Annotated in this window: 19 protein-coding genes and 1 tRNA gene; 7 read left to right on the top strand and 13 right to left on the bottom strand. The window is 62.4% G+C overall.

The window, feature by feature from the left end:
- Positions 1–35 precede the first annotated feature (35 nt).
- Entirely contained in the window at positions 36–782 is a 747-nt protein-coding gene (gene cobF, locus JZY06_RS08685) for a precorrin-6A synthase (deacetylating) (RefSeq protein ID WP_207279167.1), read from the bottom strand.
- A gap of 342 nt (positions 783–1124) precedes the next feature.
- On the bottom strand, positions 1125–1424 hold the full coding sequence (locus tag JZY06_RS08680; protein WP_207279166.1) for a hypothetical protein: 300 nt from the start codon (positions 1422–1424) through the stop codon (positions 1125–1127).
- Positions 1425–1670: 246 nt separating this feature from the next.
- On the opposite strand from JZY06_RS08680, the gene JZY06_RS08675 reads away from it, so the two are divergent.
- Positions 1671–1743, top strand: a tRNA-Arg gene (locus JZY06_RS08675).
- A 655-nt stretch (positions 1744–2398) separates the two neighbouring features.
- Here the strand turns inward: JZY06_RS08675 and JZY06_RS08670 are convergent.
- The 9 genes from JZY06_RS08670 to JZY06_RS08630 all read right to left on the bottom strand — a co-directional run bounded on the left by JZY06_RS08670 (position 2399) and on the right by JZY06_RS08630 (position 15413).
- A complete protein-coding gene (locus tag JZY06_RS08670) occupies positions 2399–3214 on the bottom strand; it encodes a GNAT family N-acetyltransferase (protein ID WP_207279165.1) in 816 nt (271 codons plus the stop codon).
- A gap of 868 nt (positions 3215–4082) precedes the next feature.
- Positions 4083–5495 carry a cation:proton antiporter gene (locus tag JZY06_RS08665; protein WP_330617217.1) on the bottom strand — a complete coding sequence of 471 codons (1413 nt, stop codon included), beginning with the start codon at positions 5493–5495 and terminating at the stop codon, positions 4083–4085.
- A 397-nt stretch (positions 5496–5892) separates the two neighbouring features.
- Positions 5893–6789, bottom strand: coding sequence for a hypothetical protein (locus tag JZY06_RS08660; RefSeq protein ID WP_207279164.1), 897 nt, complete (start codon positions 6787–6789; stop codon positions 5893–5895).
- Positions 6790–7036: 247 nt separating this feature from the next.
- Complete coding sequence (locus tag JZY06_RS08655; protein ID WP_407929824.1) at positions 7037–8578, bottom strand: solute symporter family protein; 1542 nt, start codon at positions 8576–8578, stop codon at positions 7037–7039.
- A gap of 119 nt (positions 8579–8697) precedes the next feature.
- Positions 8698–9048, bottom strand: a complete 351-nt coding sequence (locus tag JZY06_RS08650; RefSeq protein ID WP_207279162.1) for a DUF485 domain-containing protein — start codon at positions 9046–9048, stop codon at positions 8698–8700.
- 994 nt (positions 9049–10042) lie between these two features.
- Positions 10043–10390 (bottom strand): hypothetical protein, encoded by a 348-nt coding sequence (locus JZY06_RS08645; protein WP_207279161.1) that lies wholly within the window; start codon positions 10388–10390, stop codon positions 10043–10045.
- A 491-nt stretch (positions 10391–10881) separates the two neighbouring features.
- Positions 10882–13368 (bottom strand): HAD-IC family P-type ATPase, encoded by a 2487-nt coding sequence (locus tag JZY06_RS08640; RefSeq protein WP_207279160.1) that lies wholly within the window; start codon positions 13366–13368, stop codon positions 10882–10884.
- A gap of 114 nt (positions 13369–13482) precedes the next feature.
- A complete protein-coding gene (locus JZY06_RS08635; RefSeq protein ID WP_207279159.1) occupies positions 13483–14304 on the bottom strand; it encodes an enoyl-CoA hydratase-related protein in 822 nt (273 codons plus the stop codon).
- Between the two features lie 239 nt (positions 14305–14543).
- Complete coding sequence (locus JZY06_RS08630; protein WP_207279158.1) at positions 14544–15413, bottom strand: aldo/keto reductase; 870 nt, start codon at positions 15411–15413, stop codon at positions 14544–14546.
- A 197-nt stretch (positions 15414–15610) separates the two neighbouring features.
- Here JZY06_RS08630 and JZY06_RS08625 point away from each other — a divergent pair, with 197 nt between their 5' ends.
- From JZY06_RS08625 to JZY06_RS08600, 6 genes are all read left to right on the top strand, one after another.
- On the top strand, positions 15611–17197 hold the full coding sequence (locus tag JZY06_RS08625; RefSeq protein ID WP_207279157.1) for a carboxyl transferase domain-containing protein: 1587 nt from the start codon (positions 15611–15613) through the stop codon (positions 17195–17197).
- Positions 17198–17591: 394 nt separating this feature from the next.
- Positions 17592–18797, top strand: a complete 1206-nt coding sequence (locus JZY06_RS08620; protein ID WP_207279156.1) for an NAD(P)-dependent malic enzyme — start codon at positions 17592–17594, stop codon at positions 18795–18797.
- A 309-nt stretch (positions 18798–19106) separates the two neighbouring features.
- Complete coding sequence (locus JZY06_RS08615; RefSeq protein WP_207279155.1) at positions 19107–19508, top strand: ATP-binding cassette domain-containing protein; 402 nt, start codon at positions 19107–19109, stop codon at positions 19506–19508.
- A gap of 50 nt (positions 19509–19558) precedes the next feature.
- The gene (locus JZY06_RS08610) at positions 19559–19708 is read left to right on the top strand and encodes a hypothetical protein (RefSeq protein WP_207279154.1); all 150 of its coding nucleotides are present in this window, start codon (positions 19559–19561) and stop codon (positions 19706–19708) included.
- Positions 19696–19884, top strand: coding sequence for a hypothetical protein (locus JZY06_RS08605; RefSeq protein ID WP_207279153.1), 189 nt, complete (start codon positions 19696–19698; stop codon positions 19882–19884). Before JZY06_RS08610 ends, JZY06_RS08605 begins: the two co-directional genes overlap by 13 nt.
- 453 nt (positions 19885–20337) lie before the next feature.
- A complete protein-coding gene (locus JZY06_RS08600; RefSeq protein WP_207279152.1) occupies positions 20338–20634 on the top strand; it encodes a hypothetical protein in 297 nt (98 codons plus the stop codon).
- Between the two features lie 168 nt (positions 20635–20802).
- Here the strand turns inward: JZY06_RS08600 and JZY06_RS08595 are convergent, their stop codons facing one another.
- Together JZY06_RS08595 and JZY06_RS08590 are read right to left on the bottom strand one after the other, a co-directional pair.
- The gene (locus tag JZY06_RS08595) at positions 20803–21162 is read right to left on the bottom strand and encodes an FKBP-type peptidyl-prolyl cis-trans isomerase (RefSeq protein WP_207279151.1); all 360 of its coding nucleotides are present in this window, start codon (positions 21160–21162) and stop codon (positions 20803–20805) included.
- 298 nt (positions 21163–21460) lie between these two features.
- Positions 21461–22756 (bottom strand): citrate synthase, encoded by a 1296-nt coding sequence (locus tag JZY06_RS08590; protein WP_207279150.1) that lies wholly within the window; start codon positions 22754–22756, stop codon positions 21461–21463.
- Positions 22757–22956: the final 200 nt, after the last annotated feature.

The raw sequence follows: 22956 nt of genomic DNA, 5'->3' as shown, positions 1-22956 counted from the left end.
GGCTGTGTGGTTTTTGTGAAAAAGAAGAATAAGGCTCAGCGCCGCAAAAGATAGGTGTCCATGATCCAGCCGTGTTCGCGTCGCAGATCGGTTTTCAACTGCGCCAAACTGTCGCCGATGTCGTCAATCATGCCGTGGCGGATGATCTGCTTGTCCGTTCCCAGGTAGGCGCCCCAGAAAATCTCGGTGCCGGTGTTTTTCAGACTGTTCCAGCCATCCGCCCCGTCAAGCATGACCACACAGTTGCCGAGCAGCTGCTCGGGGGTCCGGGGCAGCATGCGGGCGGTGGTGACCAGGATCGGTTCACCGATCCGGTTGATGGTGATCGCATGCGCCGCAGTCAGCGCCTGGATGGCGGTGATACCGGGAAACACCTGCACTTCACACTCAAGTGCGCAGTCTCTGCGCATCCGGTCGATGACCCGCAGTGTCGAGTCGTACAGCGACGGATCCCCCCACACCAGGAACGCCGCGGTCCCGCCATCGGGGACGTGGGTGGTAATTGTCTCGGCAAGAAGCCGGGCACGGGCGGCATGCCAGCGTGTAACTTCGCTCCGGTAGTCGGCCGGATTGCGGTCCCGCTGCGGATCGGTCACCGCAATCAGCGGCACATCGGGGGCGTGGGTGGACACTATCTGCTCCCGCAGCCGCAGCAGATCGGCTTTGACATCCCCTTTGTCCAGGGCCACCACCGCATCAGCCTGTTTGAGTGCAGCCACCGCATCCTGGGTGATGTGTCCCGGGCTTCCCGCCCCCATGCCGATGACGAGCAGTGTTCTCATTGGTTGTGGTCCTTGTGGAAAGTAGAAAAAAAGATTGTCGGATGCGTGCCCCGTGTGCCCCGGGGGCACACCGGTTCAGAGAAACCTTGCGGTGCTATCCGGGGTGATGCGCTGGTGGCCCCATGGTAGGCCCCTCAGCGACACGGTGCCTGTCCGGTTCTCCGGTACCCGCCGGGAGAGGTGGTGGGCAAGAAAACAGTGCCGGGCCACGACAAAGCGCCCGCAGCCGGAGGGCGGTCGGGCGCTGTCAGAGCCGGCGGGGCATGCACCGACGGGAGTGGGAAAACACACGCTTGCCGACCGCCACTGTCAACAGTGGTGGCCGGGGGCCGTGTGTGTCGGTCACCAGGTGTCTTTGTCCTGGGGCAGTTCCTCGTCATCGCCGAGAATCTGGGCTTTGTCCTCCGGGGAGAGCATCATGTTCACGTCGGTGAAGTTCACCGAGAAATTGTGCTTGACGAACAGGTTGCAGGCACGGGCCAAAAGCGTGGCGTCGTAGCTGTTGAGAACCAGGATCGTGGTGGGTTCACCGTTGTCGTCGAGCTCGTTGATCGTCAGCCGGGCGGTACGGCCCTCATGGATCATCTGGGCGGCGATTTTACGGCCGTGGACATCGGTGAATGTGGGCTTGAGTGGTGCCATGGGTGAAGGTCCCTTCTCGGTTTTCTCTTCAGTCTTTTCCCCAGCGTATGTGGTGAATGCTTCAGGCGCACGGCAAAAGACCCTCAAACCTGTTCCACCTGCGGTTTATCCACCCCATGCCACCCCCGCACAGCCGCTGGCGGCACGCCGGTGCGGCCGGCGGATCCGCCGTGGCCCCCGGGCGGTTTGAGGGGCTTCGTTTTGCTGCGGTAGTCTGTTGTGGTCGCTTTGCATGCAAGCGGTGTTGCCCCAGTAGCTCAGTGGATAGAGCACGGCTCTCCTAAAGCCGGTGTCGAAGGTTCGAATCCTTTCTGGGGCACTTATTTTTTTGCACTTGCCCCCGCTTTGGCCCGTGCCGCCGAGCAGGCCGCACGGTCCCGGAAAATACGGCTCGACGCCCGTGGGACGTGCGTTGTACCGCACCATCGCGACCACAGGTGGCCTGCCAAAAATGCAGCTGATACCACTACCGCGACAGAGCTGACGGCACAGTCAGTGGATTTCACAAACCGAACCAGAGGCCAATCCCACCGAAGCACTTGCAGGAGTTGTATTGCAGCGTGCAGCAGTTGCTTTCAACACCCCGGACTGACCCGGCGGTTGTGGCCCGGACAAGCGCCTGCGCATGGAAACCGAGAACTCAATACCACTCAAGACCCGGGTAATTGTGCGTGAACGCGACTTGGGGGACGCTCTGGAAAACACTGTTCAACCCCGTGGCAAATCGGCACACGGCCCTCTAGCTCGGTGATGTGTGGCCGCCTGAAGCCGGATTGTCCGGTGATCCTGTTTTCGCAGGTGAACCTCCGTGTCATTTTGACACCCACGGTCTGACCTGCACCGATGGGGCGATTGCCGGCGGACGGCATTTCGCAAATGCGAAGCCCGTTTTATGGGTGGCCCCGGGTAGATCCTGAACGTGCTTCGCGGCTGGTTCAGGGCAAAACTATCGTTCGAGATGGACGGTTTCCTTCTCAGTAATCGGGCTGATTTTTATGTCTTTGCCATACAAAAGGCGTGGTTGTCGTGACTTTCACCAAACCGGCCCGCTCCAATATCGGGCGGGAGTCCTCCGTGCAATCTGCGTGTAAATATCGATAACCTCGGCGCAATGCAGAAGAGGCTCTGGCTGCGGTGAGCGCACGGTATAGCCCCCGACCTCGATAAGCTTTTTCGCACGCGCCACCCCACAGGCCAGCAACTTCAGTGCTTGGCAAGAACTCGGTTCGCCCGGTGCACACAACCTTTCCACCCGGTTCACGCACTACCCACAACTCAAAGCTTGCCGGATCATCGTTATAGCGGGCTACCAGCTGATCGGTAAGCCGTTGCGCTTCTTCAACGGGAGCTTCGAAAGCGTCTTGTATCAGTGATTGCGCCAGCTGAATATCAGCGGGAGAACTCACAGGCTCTACCACAAAACCTTCGGGAAGAGGACTTGCGGCCGCAATGATTGCCTGGGCATAACCGACCATTACTGTCTCAGGATCGCATTCCTTAAACCCACGTGCCGATAGTAGATTGTGCAGGTTTTCCAGACCGTCATGCTCCCGTGTTTTCCACTCAACGCTGTCGATTCGTTCATCGGCAAGAAAGTGGTCCATGGCTAAATCAATGAGCTTGGATAGGTTGGTTTCAGGTGGAATCGACTCATAGGTGATAAATCCGTGTCGATGCGGATACCTGGCAACCCATAAAGGACCGATCCTCACGACTTCCCGAGAATCGGAGACTTCAGTCTCAGAACGTAGCTGCGCATCGTAGAGATTGAGCAGTAGTTTCTTATCCATTGAAGCAACACTACTGCCAGAATCAATTGACTACACGGCCTGCACCACTGTGAGTGGAGATGATTTATTGCCTGTGAGATGAACGCGCCCTTCCAACAAGTCAAAATAAAACTTTTGCTGAATGGAAAAGGCAGTGCAGCTCGCACCAATCCACAATGATCTCGTTACCAGTGCGCTCGAATTCTTCAGGCCGCAGCAGATTATCTGGATACAGCTGGACGAATGGGCGATGGAAATGGCGCAAAAGCTAGGCCCCTGAGCTTCTCGTCAAGCCCGTAGATCCGGCTATTGTTGCGTGTGCTCTTGAAGCTGGTTGCGAATTCCTCTTCACCCGCGACACAAAGCTCATCAAGGCAACAGCGGAACCAGAGGGGATCAAAGTCCAGCTCCCAGTCAGCCCCGCCTTACCCACAACCTGCGCCTCAGCCCGATCCGCAACTGGATTTGGGAATCACATGGCACCAGTAGGGGCGCGTTAGCGGCACCGTCTTCCTTTACCGGCCAGTCGACCGGTAGCCGATTGTCCGGGGCAGGACCGTCTCCCAGCTGTTTATCCGGGCCGTGACCACAACGGTTTTTCCGGCACGCGCGTCTGGCCGCCCAATCCGCACATCGCGCCCGGGCTGACGGGACACCCGGGGACCGAGGCCAACCCCGTCGCGCGTCTGCCCAACCAATCCCGACTGCTAAAACGCGACGAATCCCGGCGGAGGGCATATCTGCCGCAACACTCCCCTGGCGTGATCCCCTCCACCGGATAATGGGTTTTGCCGCCCGGCGGAACCGTGCAGCGGATGCTTTTCCACGTCACCGATGGCCGATATCTTTTCTGCCAAGCCCCGGATGTGGTGGGCTGTGTAAAGGGACTCTAGTCCTCGTCGTCGATGGTGATTTCGTGTTCGGCGACGGTGGTCGACTTCGGTTTCGGCTTCGGTTTCGGGACCTCGGAGTCGATCTGTTTGACTGCATCGGCGATGTGCACACGGGTTTTGGTCTGTTTGAATTCCTCGTGCTCGTCAGCGGCTTCGCGTTCGGCTTTGTCTTTGTCTTCCCCGCCATCGTCCGGCGGTGCGGGCAGTTTCTGGTGCACAATTGAGGCCAGAAGCGGAAACAGCAGCACGGTTCCCACACCGGAACACACCAGCAGTGAGGCCTGGGTTTCGCTGAGCAGGTCACGTTCAACGGCGATTTCGGTCACCGCCACAATGATCGGCAGACCGGTGGCCGAGTAGAGCGACAGCTCCAGCTGGTCGCGCAGCCCCACCAGCCCGGAGCCGGTTTTGGTGTAGCGCTCCACCAGGAAGATCGGCAGGCCGCGGGCAATGAAGATCAGGACAATGCCGACAAACGGTGCCCACATGTATTCGATGACGGCATCCAGTTTGATGGCCATCCCGGAGGTGATGAAAAACACCGGGATGAACAGCCCGTAGCCCATGACATCGAGCCGGGCTTCGGTGGTTTTCCTGGCCCGCGGCGGAACCAGGGCGCGCAGAATGATACCGGCGGCAAAGGCCCCCAAAACCACATCGAGTTCGAAGACTGCGGCCATGGCCATGAGCATGGTGAGCAGCACCATGACCGCCCGCATGACGGTTTGGCTGGTGTGGCTGGCCCCGTCTTTGACTGCCCGTCCCACCCAGGGAACCAGTCGGGAGACTGTTTTCGGCAGGAAGGCCACCACCAGGGCACCGGCCTGGAAGATGATGAGAATCAGCAGTGTCAGCCAGGTGGCCCTGGTCGACAGCAGCAGTGCCATGGCGAAAATGGGTCCCAGTTCACCGATGGCCCCGTGGACCAGCACGCCTTTGCCGACCGGCGAGTCGTCACGCCCGGCGTTTTTGATCACGGGCAGCAGGGTGCCCATGGCAGTCGAGGAGACGGCAATGGCCAGCACCACGCTGATCAGCACGTCATCGGCCCCGTAGACCACAAGCCCCACACAAAACGCGGTGGCAAGGGAGGCGGCCCAGGTCATCAGTGCCGACGTGCCGAACCGGCCACGCATGGCCTCGGGCTCAATTTCCCAGCCGGCCAGCAGGAACAGCATGCCCAGGCCGAGTTCCCGCAGCAGCGAGATCGATCCGTCGTTGCGCGCCAGGTCGAGAACCTCGGGGCCGATGATCACCCCGAGCACCAGCATGAACACCACCCCGGGGATACGTTTGCCGGTGAGGAAATTAAGCAGCGGACTCAACAGGGCGGCAATGGTGATCCACATCAGTCCGAGGATCACATCGGGGTTGACACCGCCACCTGCGGCAAGAATCTCGTACGTCACGGGTGCCGTAAACCGACCTTTCGGAAAAAAGAAGCGCAAACAAAAACGTGGGTGTCCACCGGGTCGATGTGCGGGCAGCGGGACAACCGGGTGGGTATGGGTGTTCCGCGGCACATCCCGCCGATCCACCGGGACCGGTGAGCTTTGCCTTCCGGGAAAATACGCCGGGCCGAAAGATCCGGGCATCCGGTGGTGGAAGGGTTGGCACGGTGGCCGGTAAAGCTTAACCCACCGAAGCGGTGATCGTCGTGTCGGCTGCCGGGGCAGGCAGGTTTTTTCCACACCCCGCACGCCCGGATTTCCGCCCCGGCCCAGCCGGCGGGGTGTCCGGTTTTTCCTTTCCCGGCCGGGTTGTTTTTTCGTTGATGGGCCGGTGACGGTGTGCCGCTGTCCGGTATTACCGGCCGGCGGCGGTTTGTCCGGTGGTGGCCTCCGGCAGGGGTGGCCCGGGCAGCTTCCCGCTGTCGCCGCGCAGCGGTTCCATGCCGCGGAGTTTTCGCATCTGCGTGGTGACCAGTTCAGTCAACTGCCCGGCATCGCCGGGCTGGGCGGCGGCCACCACAAAGTCCCTGCCGAAACTGACCGAGGCATGGTACTGCCGGTTGTTTGACCATCCCCATTTGGTTCCCAGCACCCCGTCGATGGTGGCGGTGCCGTAGTCCTGCGGGTAGCCGTCGGCGGCGAACGGTGCCGGGTGCCGCATGGCTTCGATGACCATCGAGTCCGGGTCGGTCTGCAGTTTGATGGCGATAAAACGCACCACATCGAACGTGGAGGTCAACGAATAGCCCCATTTGTCTTCCCCGCGGGTCGATTGCAGCCCGTAGGCTGCCGCGGTGCCGTCGATGGATTCGGGAAAGTCGGCGTAGAGCTCGTCGGCGATCGAATCATCGGAGGTTTCGATCATCTCGGTGGCACGGTCGCGTTGGGTCCGGTTGCCGTGGGCGTAGACCCAGTCGGCGATGTAGAGCTTGGCCAGTGACAGGGCGGGCCGGGGTTTGCGCTGTCCTGCCGTCCCGGCCATCCACCCGTCATCGAGCCTGAGATAGGTCATTTGCGGCCCGGAGGATTTCTCCACCGCGTCGACGAACCAGTCAGGGTCAATCGGCTCCGGGGTGGTGGCGGCTATCTGCGGCCCACCGGTGACCACGGTCGGGACGGTGAGCCCACCGGTGGTGGCGGCTTTCTGCGGGGCAGGTTGCCTCTCCCCGGCGCATCCGGCCACTGCCACCGCCAGAATCACGGCTGCCGCAACCGGCCCCCGCACCGACCGTGTGCCGCGGCGTGCGCGCACCCTGCCGGAACACTCCGGTGGTGGCGGGGCGGGAGATATCGGTTGCTGCACGCGGACAAGTATATGGCTGTTCCGGGCGGGCACAGCACAGCCCCGCCCCGGGATATCGGGCAGCGTCCATTCAGGGACTCTGCCCGCCCGGGGCGGGGCGGCCAACACATTTTAAGTTGTGGTCAACAATTCCTTCCGGCCGCCTGTGCACCGTGTGGTGCCCGTCAGTGCGGTCGCGGGGCGGGAACTGCTGCTCCTAGTGATCGACCGCGGATTCGACGCCGACACCGGTCAGGGAGCGGACTTCCATCTCGGCCTGCAGTTCATCCAGGTTGTCCGGTTTGCCGAACATGGTTCCCAGGTAACCGGCCAGGAAGGCGGCGGGAATGGAGACCAGACCCGGGTTACGCAGCGGGAAGAGGTGCCAGTCCGCATCCGGGAACATCGAGGCCGGTGTTCCGGAGACCGCCGGGGAGAAGATGATCAAAAGCAGCGCCAGGCCAAGGCCGGTGTACATGGAGCACAGGGCGCCGGTGGTGTTGAACTTCTTCCAGTACAGCGAGTACAGGATAGTGGGCAGGTTCGCCGAGGATGCGATGGCGAAGGCCAGGGCCACCAGGAAAGCGACGTTCTGGCTCATCGCGAGAATACCCAGGATGATCGAGGCGATGCCGATGACAACCACGGTGATGCGGGAGACCCGCACCTGCTCTGCTTCGGTGGATTCACCGTTGCGGATAATCGAGTGGTAGATGTCGTGGGCAACCGAGGCCGAGGCGGTGATCGCCAGCCCCGCGACCACAGCGAGCACGGTGGCGAAAGCAACAGCGGAGATGATCGCCATGAAGATCGAGCCGCCGAGTTCGTAGGCCAGAAGCGGGGCCGCGGAGTTCGCGCCACCGGGGGCGGCGAGAATCCGGTCCGGTCCGACCAGGGCAATGGCGCCGTAGCCGAGAATCAGGGTGATCAGGTAGAAGGAACCGATCAGCACAATGGCCCAGGTAACCGAGCGGCGGGCTTCTTTGGCGGTGGGAACGGTGTAGAAGCGCATGAGCACGTGCGGCAGGCCGGCGGTGCCGAGCACCAGGGCCAGGCCGAGGGACAAAAAGTCCATCTTGGTGGTCATGGTCTTGCCGAACTTCAGGCCCGGATCAAGGATGGCCTGGGCTTCAATGCCCTTCTTGGCCGCGTAGTCGGACTGGCCGAACGCCTCGATGGCGTGGTCCAGAATCGAGTTGAGGAAGCCGAGCTTGATGAAGATGATGATCATCATGACGACAACGCCGGAAACCAGCAGCACCGCCTTGATCATCTGCACGTAGGTGGTGCCCTTCATGCCGCCGAGCAAAACGTAGGCGATCATGATCAGGCCCACCACGGCAACCACCACGGCCTGTGCGCCCTTGTCGTGGATATCCAGCAGCACGGCGACCAGGGAACCGGCGCCGGCCATCTGCGCGATCAGGTAGAACAGCGACACACCCAGGGTGCCGAGGGCCGCAGCCAGGCGAACCGGCTTTTGCCGCAGACGGAAGCTCAACACGTCGGCCATGGTGAACTTACCGGTGTTTCGCAGCGGTTCAGCGACCAGCAGCAGCGCCACCAGCCAGGCGACGAAGAAGCCGATCGAGTAGAGGAAGCCGTCGTAGCCTGCCAGCGCGACAGCGCCGACAATACCGAGGAATGAGGCGGCCGACAGGTAGTCACCTGCGATGGCCAGACCGTTTTGGCGGCCGGAGAATTTGGCGCCACCGGTATAGAAGTCGGAGGCTTCCGAGGTGGTTTTACCCGCCTTCATGACGATGGTCATGGTGACGATAATGAAGATCGCGAACACCGCGATGTTCAGAATCGGGTTGCCGGTGGCATCACCGGGCTGGGCCGGCTCCGCGAGAAGAGTTGTGATCATGGTGTTCATCAGGCTTTGCCCTCCATGCGCTCACGGACGGCGGTTGCCATCGGTTCGAGTTTCTTGTTGGCGAAGTTCACGTACACCCAGGTGATCGCGAAGGTCGACACGAACTGCAGGAAACCCAGCAGCATCGCGACGTTGATGTTTCCGGAGATCCGGATGGACATGAAGTCCACGGCGAAGGTCGCCAGGAGGAGATAGAGGATAAACCACAGGAAAAATCCGATGGAGGTGGGAAGGACGAAGGAGCGGAAGGTCTTCTTCAGCTCGAGGAACTGCGGATCATTCTGCATTTCCACGAATTCCTGCGGCGTGGGTTCACGGCGCTGGTACCCGGCGGGCGGTGTAGCACTCATGTGCGTCACGTCTCGCTTTCAATGTATTCGGGGGACTTTTTTTGAAGAAAAAGTCATGTGGTCTTTGGTCTCGCCAGGAAGGTGCCGCACGCCCCGCACCGGAAAAGTGGGGGGCTGCGATTCCCGGCGGGGTGACACCTGCCGGATCATGCCTTGGCGTAGCGCAACACGTCACCATAAAAAGTGAACTCCATCACGCAAGTCTGTGCTCCGCTTCACAACGGGCTCAACCCTAAAAGTACCCAGATCTCGCGTCAACGGAAACATGCACCGCCTATTTTACAGATTTGCACATCTGCAAAGCACCCCCAAATACTCCCTTACCAGCTTGTTTAACATTTCCCCGCCCCACCCCCGAGCTGCCCCCGAAGGCCGGAAAGTTAATCATGCAAACCGTTTCGCCGGTCAAAAGATATTACCCTTGGGTGGAAAAATTATTGAACAGGTCACATTTCGGGCACTGTGCGGACAAATTTCTCAGCGTGAATTCAGCTGCGGATTATATTTTTCGCACTATCGCCCCAATTTACCCCTTTTCGGGGCTGTCCGTCATGGACTTTTTAAAATGCTCCCATTCAGCACCCGTGCAGCTATGCCGGTCCCGCTGAATCCCGCAGCCCAATTCCATGACATGCAGCCGTCCCCACCTGCCGCTAGCTACAAAAAAATAATTGCTGAAAAGCCAAAAAAGTGTGCCCGCCCCATCACGGAAAGACGATGCCACTGCCCCGTCGTTGCCGCCAACCCCCCTCAACAAGGGCAGAGGATCTTTATATTTGGACCGTAGTCGGGGATACCGGGGGCAATCGGGCATTTCTTTTACCGCGCGGCCACACCACCGCCGGGTGGGACACGGCCACGCCACCGGTCAGTGGCGCCGGCGGTTGCGTTACCGGAGTCCTGTCCGGCACGCCGCACCCCGGCGGTGACCGCAGTGATCCCCGCTCCGCTGTCTTACCGCCGATCCCGGGGAAGAAAAATAAAGGTACGGGTATCACGGGCGGTACAGCGTCCACCCGAAGTCGGCCTCGCGGTCCATGCCGGACACATCCGGACAGATTCCATGGACAAGGACAAGTCTGTCGAGTTGCCCGTTGTCGGCGAAAACCGGCAGAAAGGTCCCCGATTGCCTTCCGTCGGCATTGTTTTCTTCCCACACAATCGCTTCGAGGACCGAGCAGCACCCGGACAGCCGGTATGCACTGCGGAACCGGCACTCAGGATCGTCATCATCCTGCGTGTCCGGTTCCTCCCAGAAGACAACGTAGTAGTCGGGGGTTTTCAGCTGCCCGGTGCAGGGAAGGTCGATGGGCAGGGTGGACACTGTGGTGACGTCAATCATGCTCCGATAATCACACACCATTGCAGACACCTGCACGGATCACCCCCCGGGCGGCCCGGGCATAGGCACCAGCGGCTATCAGCCGGGAACTGTTCAACGATGATTACCGGGGTTTTGCGCGCATCCGGCGCTGCCGGCGACATCGGGCACAGCATCACCCAGCAGTAAAACAGCATGCAGGATTGACCGCATGCCCTTGGGCCACAACCGACCGGCAATTCCCGCCAGCAGCGAAGCCAGGTTCTCTGCGCAGCCTGTTCGCGGCTGTACGCCCGCACACGGGTGGAGCTTCCCGCACCGGCTTCCGGTATCGCGCAGTCGGGGTGGGGGCCGTGGGTGTCTTCACCCCTGCAGCCGGGTCCCATTCGCCCGGCGTGTATGGTCCGGCATTCACCCAGCACGGCCACGGCTGCGGGCGGTTTTTTCGGCCGGGTGTTTTTTATGTTCACCACGTGGTGCGCCGAGCTGTTGTTGTCCGGTGCCGGGGATACTCAGTAGGTATCGATGTATTTCAGGGGAAGGTGCTCGCGGCGTCTGACTGCTATCCAGACCGCCTCAATGGCCAGGCAGCCCACGGCACCCCACACAAGCGATTCGACCATCAGCTGGGTATTGGATACGTCCAGCAGCAGGATGCGGGAGGTCCAGGGCATAAGAAACAGCAGGAAGTAGGCGCCGACACTGATCATGAGCAGTCCCGCTTTCCACAGGTTCCAGGGTCGGGCCACCACCGCCAGCACCCACAGGGCCATCACCAGCATGGTCGACAGTGTCGCGGTGGCAGCCATTTTCTGCAGCGACTCGAATTCTGCTTCGCTGCCCGGATTGTGCACCGCCCAGAACGTCACGGTGACCACACCGGTGATCACTCCCCACGGGAAGGCGGTTTTCAGCACCCGCGCGGCAAAACCGGGACGGGCCCGGTCGTGGTTGGGGGCCAGGGACAGGATGAAAGCCGGAATACCGATGGTGAACCAGCCGGTCATGGTGACATGGATGGGTTGGAAGGGAAAAGCCATCCCCAGTACCCCGGTGATGACGGCCAGCACCACCGAATAGATGGTCTTGGTGAGAAAAAGGTTCGCCACCCGTTCGATGTTGCCGATGACCCGGCGGCCTTCGGCGACGACTTTCGGCAGGGTGGAAAAACGGTTGTCCAACAGCACCACCTGAGCCACCGATCGGGTGGCGGGTGATCCCGATCCCATGGATACCCCGATGGAGGCGTCTTTGAGCGCCAGCACATCGTTGACGCCGTCGCCTGTCATCGCCACCTGGTGGCCGCGGTCGATCAGGGCTTTGACCATGTCCCTTTTCTGCTCCGGGGTGACCCGGCCGAAGACCCGTCCTTTTTCCACCGCATCGGCGAATTCTTCGGTTCCCGCCTCCGGCAGGGTGCGGGCGTCGACGGCAAAATCGGCCGGATCAGGTCGGTCGCCGTCCGGGGTGATTCCGACCTGGGCCGCCACTGCCCCGACACTGGCGGCGTTGTCCCCGGAGATTATTTTTGTTTCCACATTCTCGGCGGCGAAAAACGCGAGGGTCCCGGCGGCATCGGCCCGCACCTTCTGGTTGAGCACAACCAGGCCGACCGGGCGCAGGCTCCCGCACCCGGGGTGTGCGGGGGTGGCGGTCACTGCCTGCAATCCGTCTTCGGCTTCCGCGACCACCAGGACCCGCAGTCCTTTGGCGAACTGGCCGGCGGCTTCGTCCAACGCCGGATGACCGGGTGCAAGCAGAACCTCCGGGGCGCCAATCACCCAGGATCCCCCGGCGCCGGTGGCGATACCGGACCATTTGACGGCGGCATCGAATTCGACTCGACCGGTGACAGTGCCCATGGTTTTTTCCGGCTGCGCGCACCATTTCAGGGTAGTGTCTTTGATCGCCGCAATCGTATCGTTGGGGTGCTCGTCGGCTGCGGCGATCATCGCCAGCACCGTCACCAGCCGGTTCTCGGCTGCAGCCGTATGGTCGGTGGTGGCTCTGCCCCGGCTGTCGAGGGCGGTGATGTGGTCGACGACCATGGCGTTTTCGGTTAATGTCCCGGTTTTGTCGGCGCAGACCACATCCACCCGGGCCAGGCCTTCGATGGCGGGAAGCTCATTGATCAACGCCTGGTGTTTACCCAGCCGCACCACCCCGACGGCGAACGCGATCGAGGTCATCAGCACCAGGCCTTCGGGCACCATCGGCACAATGGAGCCCACCATCGACAAGATGGCCTGTTTCAGCGGCTCCCCGGTGCGGTACAGCTGGGTGTAGATGGTCAAAGCCCCGACGGGCACCAACAGCCAGGTGATGACTTTCAGGATTTTGTCGATGCCGGCCTGCAGCTGGGAGCCGGTGAGGGTGAACCGGCCCGCTTCGGCCACCAGTTTCGCCGAATAGGCTTCGCTGCCGATGGCGGTGGCCTGGTAGGTGCCGGATCCGGATTTGATGAAGGAGCCGGACAGGATCGGATCCCCGGGGTGTTTGTGCACCGCCACGGATTCCCCGGTGAGCATCGACTCATCAACCCGCAGCGAGGAGGCTGTGCGCACAATGCCGTCAACCACCAGCTGGTCGCCGGGTCCCAGGTCGATCAGGTCGTCGAGCACAATGTTTTCCCGCGGGATGTCCGCTGCCCTGCCGTCCCGGATGACCCGGGGTTTCGATTCGCCGAGCACGGTGAGTTTTTCCAGGGTGCGTTTGGCCCGCAGCTCCTGGATGATGCCGATCGCCGAGTTGGCTACAATCAGCAGGCCGAAGGCGGCGTTGATCAGTGATCCGGTGAAAAGCACAATCACCAGCAGCACACCCAAAATCGCGTTGATGCGGGTGAACACGTTTGAGGCGATGATGTCGACGGTTCTGCGCCCGGCGCGGCGGACCACATCATTGGTGCATCCGTTGCTGATGCGCCAGGTGACCTGGGGGGCGGACAGCCCTGTGGCGGGTGTGGTGAAACCGGTGTCGGGGACACTCAGGTGGCTCATGGTGTCCAAGCCTATTAGCCGAGCGCCGGACACACACACCGCCAGGGTTGCCCCCTCCTGCGCTGGAGTGGGGATGATCCACCGCAGGGGTGCGCGTTGCCGGGATGGGTGCTGTTAGCGGCCGGTGAAACGGGGGCGGCGTTTCTCTTGCCGTGCCCGCATCGCTTCGTCGACGTCGCTGCTGGCGAAACAACGGGCCGCAAGTGCACTGCCGGCGCTGTCGCCGCCGGTTGCCGGGTCTTCGGGAAGCAGTGTGCCGCGCAACTGTGTTTTCAGCTGCGCAAGGCTCAGCGGGGCCAGGTGCGCCATCCGTTCAATGACTGCATCGACCCCGGCGGTGGTGCCGGGCCCCTCACACAGTCCCATGGCGGCCGCGGTTGTGGCCGGCACCGGCTGCGGATCCAGCAGCATCGACTGTGCCCGGCCCAGGCCGACCATGTCGACCAGCCGGTTGACTGTCCAGGCATCCAGCGGAAAGCCCAGGGCAGCCGGCGGCAGGCGGAATGATGCCCGCGGGCCGGCCAGCCGACGGTCACAGGCCAGGGCCAGTTGCAGCCCGGCACCGACAGCCGGGCCGTCGATCACCGCGATCACCGGTACCGGGCACAGCACAATGGCGCGCAGCATGGTGTACAGGTCCGACAGAAAAGCCGCGTCGTGGACGGTATCCAGATCAGCACCGGCGCAAAACGCGGGCCCGGTCGCTTCGATCACCACCAGTCGGGGGCTGTCCGGTGCCGGCCCCTCACACCCCCACTGGTCGCCGTCGGCCCGCAGCCGGGCGAAAAATCCGCCGATATCCCGGCACATGGCCCCGGAAAGCGCGTTGCGTTTCCGGCCGCGGGTCAGCGTCACCGTGGTGACATACCCGCCACCGTGGCGCGGCTGGTCGGTGACTGACACCAGGCCGCTGTCGAGCATGGTCGGTTCGGTCATCACAGACTCCTTCGGCATCGGCGGTGTCCCCCGTGGTGGTGCGGGCCGCGGTTTCCCGCAAACCTAGCGGAAAAACCGGTGTGCCTTCCAGTGGTTTTGTCCCCTTTGTGCGGCACACGCGGCCCGGGGTGGAAAAACCCCGGGCCGACCGGTGCCGCCAACCGGTCACCGGCGGGTTGTCCCCTCCCCCGTCGCAGCACCGGGGCCGGCGGTTGCGCAGGGGGTGTTTTGGTTGTTTTTTACTGGTTGACGCCGAAGGTGGCGGGATCGGGTCCGCGGCGTTTCTGGGCCGAGTCATCGCCGTCCAGGGCAGTAAGCCGCGCCATCTGCCCGTCGGTGAGTTCGAAATCGAAAACGTCGAAGTTTTCCTCGATCCGGGCCGGGGTGGCTGATTTCGGGATGACCACGCATCCCAGCTGCATGTGCCAGCGGATGATCACCTGGGCGGGGGTTTTGCCGGTGTCCTCCGCCACGGCGGCAACCACCGGATGCTCGATCATCTCCCCGCGGCCCAGCGGCGACCAGGATTCGGTGACGATGCCGTGTGCCTGGTGGTAGTCGCGCAGTGTCGCCTGGGAGAACCCGGGGTGCAGTTCGATCTGGTTCATCACCGGGGTGACATCGGTGGCGGCGATGATCTCGTCGAGGACGGCGGGATAGAAGTTGCACACACCAATGGTCTGCACGGTACCGAAGCCGAGCAGATTGACCAGGGTCTGCCAGGTTTCGGTGTACAGGCCATTGCCCTGGCAGGGCCAGTGCACCAGATAGCAGTCAAGATAGTCCAGGCCGAGGCGTTGCATGGAGGCGTGGAAGGCTTTCTCGGTGGCTTGTTTGCCGTGGCAGTCATTCCACACTTTGGTGGTCACGAACAGGTCTTTGCGGGTGATCTCCCCGGCGGCGATGGCATCGGCGATCGCCCGGCCGACTTCCTGCTCATTGGCGTAGACCGCGGCGGTGTCAATGTGCCGGTAGCCGGTGGCAATGGCATGCCGCACCGCGTCGTAGCACTGCTGGCCCTGCAGTTTGTAGGTGCCGAAACCGACCTGCGGGATGACGGTGCCGTCAGCCAGTGTGATGTGGGTTTGTTTGTTGGTGTTGTCTGCCATGACCCCATTGAACACTGCCCGCCAGCTGCATTTCAGCAGCGGGGGTTGTCCTGCCCGGTACCGGTGCCCCCCGTATCCCGCCATGGTGGACCGGGCGGCGGCACCGGTTGCCCGCCCCGCCAGACGGGGGTACCCGGTGGCGGAAGAATTGGAAAACCCGTTCCCCGGGTGCCGGTTTTGTCGCTACCGTTTCGCCTATGAGCCACATCAGCGCCACCGACCTGATCAACCGCACCCTTGATGAGGGATCCTTCGAAAGCTGGGACACTCCGCCGGATCACGGGGATATCAGCGACGACTACCGCGTCACCCTGCAACGGGCGGAGGAGAAAACCGGCTGTGATGAAGCGGTGATCACCGGCTCCGGAACGATCCACGGCAGGAAAGTGGCGTTCATTGTCTCCGAATTCGGTTTTCTGGGCGGATCCATCGGCAAAGCCACGGCCAAGCGCATCATCCGCGCCATCCACCGTGCCACCGCGGAGCGGCTGCCGCTGCTGGCTTCACCGGCATCAGGGGGCACCCGCATGCAGGAAGGCACCCTCGGGTTCACCCTCATGGTCTCGATCACCACGGCCGTGTACAAACACAAAGATGCCCGGCTTCCTTTTCTGGTCTATCTGCGACACCCCACCACCGGCGGGGTGATGGCTTCCTGGGGTTCTGCCGGTCATTTCACTTTCGCTGAACCGGACGCTTTGCTCGGATTCCTGGGCCCCCGGGTGGTGGAACTGGTCACCGGAACCCCCATTCCCGACGGGGTGCAGTCGGGCGAGAACCTGGCCCGGGTCGGGGTGATTGACGGGGTGGTCAGCCCCGAATCGCTGCGCGAATCCATGGAAAAAGTCATCGGGATTCTGTTGCCCGCCGATGACGGCCACGGTGATGACCGGGGGGAACAGTGGGCCTGCCCGGCGTTTGTCGGCGGCCGGCAGCCCACAGAGGAAAAAAAGAGCATCGACCGGGCCGCCGGCACCGACGGCAAGCCGGTGCAGCCGGCCAATCCGGTAGCCCGGGCCTGGGAGTCGATCCAGATCACCCGCCGGCCAGACCGGCCGGGATTGACCTATCTCACCGATGCGCTGAAAGACCAACTGATCGAGTTGTCCGGATCCACCGACGGCCGGACCTCACAGGCAATGACGGTGGCCCTGACCCGTATCGGCGGACGCCCGGTGGTCCTGATCGGCCAGAACAGAACCCAGCAGCCGCCCATCGGGACACACTGGCTGGGACCTGATGCACTGCGGATTGCCCGCCGTGGCGTGCAGCTTGCCCACCAGCTGGGTCTTCCCCTGGTCAGTGTCATCGATACTCCCGGCGGGGAGATGAGCGCACAGGCGGAGGAAGCCGGCATGGCCGGCTCGATTGCCAGAACCCTGGGGGAACTGGTGTATCTGGATGTGCCGGTGGTATCGGTGATCCTGGGGCAGGGCTGCGGGGGTGCCGCATTGGCGATGCTGCCCGCCGACCGGGTGCTGGCCGCCGAGCATGCCTGGCTGTCCCCGCTGCCGCCGGAAGGGGCGTCGGCGATTTTGTACCGGGACACCGGCCATGCCCCGGAGATGATGGAGAAACAGAAGGTTTCCGCCCCCACCCTCAAAGAATGCGGGGTGGTGGACACCCTGATCGCCGAATACCCGGATGCAGCCGATGAGCCGGAGGCTTTCGCCGCCCGGGTCCTTGACTGCATCCACGACACCCTGGTGCAGTTGCACACCCACCCGGAGACCACCGGCCGGGAACACCGCTTCGCCCGCTACGAAAAACTCGCCGGACTGTAGGCCGACCGCAAACCGCCGCCGGTTTCCACGGACCGGCGGCGTCCTTCGACTGCGCACCCGGGCAACGGGATGGTCCTGTGAAGCCCAACACAACTGCCGGGTACGGCTTTATGGTTGCCAGTGCAAGCGTTTATCCTTTAATGAACGTGCCCTTCCTGTCCGCTGACCGGTATTGGGATCACAGTGGGATGGGGTTGTCCCCCTCCCCCGCCGTGACACCCGCCGGAATGCTCATCCACAGGATGTTATCCGGGCCCGGCGTTATTTTCCTGATCCACAACAACCACCGACAACAGCCGCCAACCGCGTTCCACGTTCATTGCACACCATGTGTCCCCGTCCCGGTGTATCCGGCGGGACATCCCGCGGTAGTCGGCGCAAGAAGGCTTGCCCCATGAGTGAAAACACCACCCCCGCCGCAGATCCCAGCGATGTTCCCGAACATCACTTCGCGCAGCTGACCGACGGCGAGATTTTCGCCGCCCACGAAGGCGGCAAGATCGAAACGCATTCCCGGCGCCCGCTGGAAACAGTCCGCGATCTCTCCATCGCCTACACCCCGGGTGTTGCCCGGGTGTGTGAAGCCATCCAGGAGGAACCGGAACGCGCCCGCGAATACACCTGGGCGGGGAAAAACGTGGCGATCATCTCCGACGGCACCGCGGTGCTGGGCCTGGGGGATATCGGCGCCCGGGCGTCCCTTCCCGTCATGGAGGGCAAAGCCCAGCTGTTCGGCCGTTTCGCGGGCCTGAACGCCATTCCGATTGTGCTGGACACCACCGACGTCGATGAGCTGGTGCGCACCATCAAAGCGATGTCGCCGTCTTTCGGGGCCATCAACCTCGAAGACATCTCCGCGCCCCGCTGCTTCGAGGTCGAACGTCGCCTGATCGAGGAACTCGATATCCCGGTCATGCACGATGACCAGCACGGCACCGCCATTGTCATCACCGCCGCCCTGCGCAATGCCTGCCATCTGCTCGACCGCAGCTTCAAGGATCTGAAAGTGGTGATCTCCGGGGCCGGGGCGGCCGGTGTGGCGTGCGCGAAAATGCTCATCCACGCCGGTGTGCGGGAAGTGATCATGCTCGACTCCCGCGGCATCATCCACCCGGAACGCACCCCGCTGACCAAAATCAAAGAGGAAATGGCCCGCATCACCAACCCGCACGGGATTACCGGCGGGGTGGCCGAGGCCTTGGACGGCGCCGACACTTTCATCGGACTCTCGCGCGGGCATGTCGGCGAAGCCGATATCCAGCGCATGGCCGACAAGCCGATCCTGTTCTCTTTGGCCAACCCCGATCCGGAGATCTCTCCCGAGCTGGCCTACAAATACGGCTCGGTGGTGGCCACGGGACGCTCGGATCTGCCCAACCAGATCAACAACGTGCTCGCCTTCCCCGGTATTTTCCACGGGGCGCTGGCCGCCGGGGCGAAAGAGATCACCCCGGCGATGAAACTGGCCGCCTCCCGGGCGATCGCCAATGTGGCCGCCGATGAACTCGACATCGACCACATTGTGCCCTCCCCGCTCGATGCCCGGGTCGCCCCGGCTGTCTCGGCCGCGGTGCGCGCCGCAGCCCTGGCCACCCGGTAAACCAAGGCTGCTTTTTCAGACAAGGCGGCTTCTCCCCACTCCCGGCGGCGCAGCGGTACTGCCCTCCAGGGCCGGGATGTGGGGCTGGCGCCAGACGATACTGACATGTGTTGCGCGCAACAAGAAAATAAAAGCGTCCACGTGCCCGAAGATGGCACATGCCTTTAAAAAACCGTTTTGCCGGCACAGCCCACCCACGCCTGACTGCACCCGGTCACCCCACATTTTTCGTCACCGGCGGCACCACCTGTTGGTGTGGGCGGACAAATCGTTTCCTCCCGCGTCACACCACCCTGCTGCAGCCCCTGTGTGAACGACAAAAGAGAGGGATTGATGATCATCGGACTGCTGGGAACAAACGGCGCAGGAAAGACGACATATCTCCGGCGGATCAGTGCGGACAGTCTGGCCGCGTATCTGCCGGATTTTCCGAATATTCCTGTGGAGTTGCCGGCCGTGGAACTTATCACCCGGGTCGGCAGAATGCGGGGAATCCCTGATGCCGAGTCGCGGGCCCGCGCGCTGGTGCGGCAGTTGTCCATCGTCGGTGGTATGGACAGGCCGGTGGCGACGTACTCGGCCGGAAACTTCAAGAAAACTGCGTTGGCTTTGGTGCTGTTGGACCCGGGGCCGGAGTTGTTTCTGGATGAACCGTTGGAAACGGTGGATATTTTTCCCGTTCCGTCATCACCCGGATTTTCCAGGACCTGAGTGCCCGTGGTTGCACCATCTACATCGCCAGCCAGGACGTCACGGCTGCGATGGACTTCGATGAAGTCAAGGTGTTTTCCGACTGCCGGATTGTGGCGGAGGGTCCCCCAAGGGATGTTTTGGGTGATCGTCCCCTCAAACGGTTTATTGAGCTGACCGGTTACGTCGCTCCGGCCGAGGAGCTGGAATGGTTGCGGTGATGGTGGGGACGCTGTTGCGCACCACATACGGAAAAAACGCGGATAAGGTTGAGCGCTGCATAGAAGCCCTGCTGATGATCTTCGTTCTGGGGGCCGCCTCAGCCCCCGACAAACGGAGCCTCTGGATACTGGCGGCGGTGTCCATCCTTGCGCAGGTACGCCAGATCGTCGGATAACACGCACGACGGCTTCTCTCGCCCCCGGTGGCGGTGCCGTGGCGCTTTCTCGTTGCCGCCATGGTTGCCATGGGATTTATCAACGGACCTGCTCTGGCGTCACTGGCTGTTGCAGCTGCCACGGGAGATCCCGTGCTGTTATCCATCGTTTTCCTGACAGCCGTCGCCGGAGGATGCATTCCACCATTTGACCGCACAAGAGCAGCGCGTGCCAGCCGTTTTCCCACCCGTCTACCGGGCGCTAGTACCGGTGTTCGCGCATATATCGCGGCCCGTGTCCGGCGGCATGCGCTGCCCTGGGGACAACCGGTTGTGCTGGGATTCCTGTGTGGAGCGGCTGCCGCAGTGTTTGCGGGTCCTGTCCGTGGGGTCGAGATGCTGGCGACCGGTGTGTGGGTGACCTGTGTGGGCCTTGTGATGTACGGCGGAAAAGAGGACCCTCCGGGAGAAGTTATGCGGATAGCCGGACGCATCACCGTACGCCACCGCATCGCGGTGTATTTCATTCCCGCTGTCATCTTCGCCGTGGGTGCCGGTGCCGCAGGCTCACCGTGGACAACGCTTCTTCAATTCCTTGCGGTTGCGACCGTGTCGCTGCTGATCGGCCGGAGTGGGGCGGTTGTCCCCGCAACGATGGTTCCCCAGTACAGCCTGGCCCGTCGGGAAACCCCCACAATCGCTCTCGGAGCGCTTTGCTGGCTGATTGTTTTCGCGGTGTGGGCGACCATCGCGTTGATCGGCCAGTATTGACCACGCAATGCCATCGTGGTCGATCGGCTTCCCCGGGCAACCGGTCACCGACAACGAACCGGCCACAGGGGACAAATCCCTGTGGCCGGTGCAGCGTTTTCGCTTTGTTTTTGCTTTTTTATTCACCCGCCGCCCGGGTCAGCCGGGGCGGGAAGGGGCTGCGTGATTTTACTTCGCGCCCAACAGATCGATGAAAAACACCAGGGTGCGGCCGCACAGCGGATGCACGCCACCGGCCGGGCCGTAGGCGGCTTCCGGGGGGATGACCAGTTTACGGCGGCCGCCGACTTTCATGCCGGGGATGCCTTCCTGCCAGCCGGCAATGAGATTGGCCAACGGGAATTCGATGGGTTCACCACGGTCGAAGGACGAATCGAATTTGGAACCGGACTCGTGGTCGTAGCCCACGTAGTGGACCTTCACAATGCCGCCCGGCTGGGCCGTATCGCCATCACCGACGGTGATGTCCTCGATGACGATGTCGTCGGGGGCCTGTTGACCGGTGGGCTCGTATGCGGGAATGTCCATGGGTGGAAAAAACAACTCCTCGTATCGGGAATGTGGCAATGCCGGCACATGCCGCGCAGGGCATCCTGACCGGGAAAAACATCCCCGGCGACCCCATCGCGGCGGCCGGCATGCGGCGCTGGAAACCAACGGCCGCGGGTAACGCACAGCCTATTCTATAGGTTTTGTTTGCTGCGGCGATCAGCCAGGACCGGTCACGGGGTGGACAAACACCGCTCCCCGCACAACGGTGACCCGTTGCACGGGGAGCGGGGCGGAACAGATCCGGCGCCGACAACTGACGGGGCCGGGGCGGCGCCTAGCGCTTGTCGCGGGGCACGAATTCGCGCAGGGTCTCGCCGGTGTAGATCTGGCGGGGACGGTAGATCCTCGACTTCGGGTTCTCGATCAGCTCACGGTACTGGGCGATCCAGCCGGGCAGACGGCCCATGGCGAACAGTACGGTGAAGAAGTCGGTCGGGAAGCCCATGGCCCGGTAGATCAGGCCGGTGTAGAAGTCGACGTTCGGGTACAGCTTGCGGGAGATGAAGTAATCGTCGGCCAGCGCGATTTCTTCCAGGTTCATCGCGATATCGAGCAGCTCGTCGCCGCCGAGCTTCTCCAGCACCTCGTGGGCGGTTTCCTTGATGATGGCCGCCCGCGGGTCGTAGTTTTTGTACACGCGGTGACCGAAGCCCATCAGGCGGACACCGGCTTCCTTGTTCTTCACCCGGGTCATGAACTCCGAGGCGTCGCCGCCGTTGGCCTTGATCTCGTCGAGCATCTCCAGCACAGCCTGGTTGGCGCCGCCGTGCAGCGGGCCGGACAGGGCGTTGATGCCCGCGGCAATGGAGACGAACATATTGGCCTGGGCGGAAGCGACCATGCGCACAGTCGATGTGGAGCAGTTCTGCTCGTGGTCGGCGTGCAGGATCAGCAGCTGATCGAGGGCCTTGACCATCACGGGATCGATTTCGTATTCCTCGGTCGGGAAGCCGAACATCATCCGAAGGAAGTTCTCGCGGGCGTTGAGCTTGTTGTCCGGGTACATCCACGGTTCCCCGTGGCGGGCACGGTGGGCCATGGCCGCCAGCATCGGCACCTTCGCCATCAGGCGGACGGTGGCTTTGTCGCGCAGTTCCTCGCTCAACGGATCGAGGGTGTCCTGGTAGTAGGTGGACAGGATGTTCAGCGAGGACGCCAGCACAGCCATGGGGTGGGCGTCACGCGGGAACACGCGGAACTGGCGCTTGAAATCCTCGTCGATGAGGGTGTGGTGGCGGATTTCGGTGTTGAACGCCTCCAGCTGGGACTGGTTGGGGAGCTCACCGTGGATCAGCAGGTAGCTGACCTCGTTGAAGGTGGCGTGCGCGGCCAGGTCCTCGATGGCGTAGCCGCGGTAGCGCAGAATGCCTTTGTCGCCGTCGATGTAGGTGATCGCCGATTCGGTGGAACCGGTGGACACGTAGCCCGGGTCGTAGGTGACCAGGCCGGTCTCACCCAGCAGCTTGCCGAGGTTAATGCCGTCAAAGCCCTCGGTGGCGCGGACGATGTCCATTTCGAATTCGCCGCCGGGGTAGTGCAGTACGGCCTTGTCCTTGTTGTCAGTTGCCACTTTGGTGTTTATCCCTTTCCGGAAAAAAGTATTGTCTCGTGCGCGTCCGCCCCGGAGACCCCGGTCACGGTCCGATCCCGGCGGTTAGGCCGGTCACACTATGTGCCACCACGGTACCGCCGCACGGTCCCGCACCGGTCAACGGTCACACCTTTTTATGCGATCGTGACCTTTCAGGGGCGGGCCAACGGGGGTAGTGG

Source organism: Corynebacterium mendelii (assembly GCF_017307055.1).
GTDB classification, from domain to species: Bacteria; Actinomycetota; Actinomycetes; order Mycobacteriales; family Mycobacteriaceae; genus Corynebacterium; species Corynebacterium mendelii.
The sequence above is the reverse complement of the archived record's forward strand: the minus strand, read 5'-3'. Positions and strand labels throughout refer to the sequence as shown.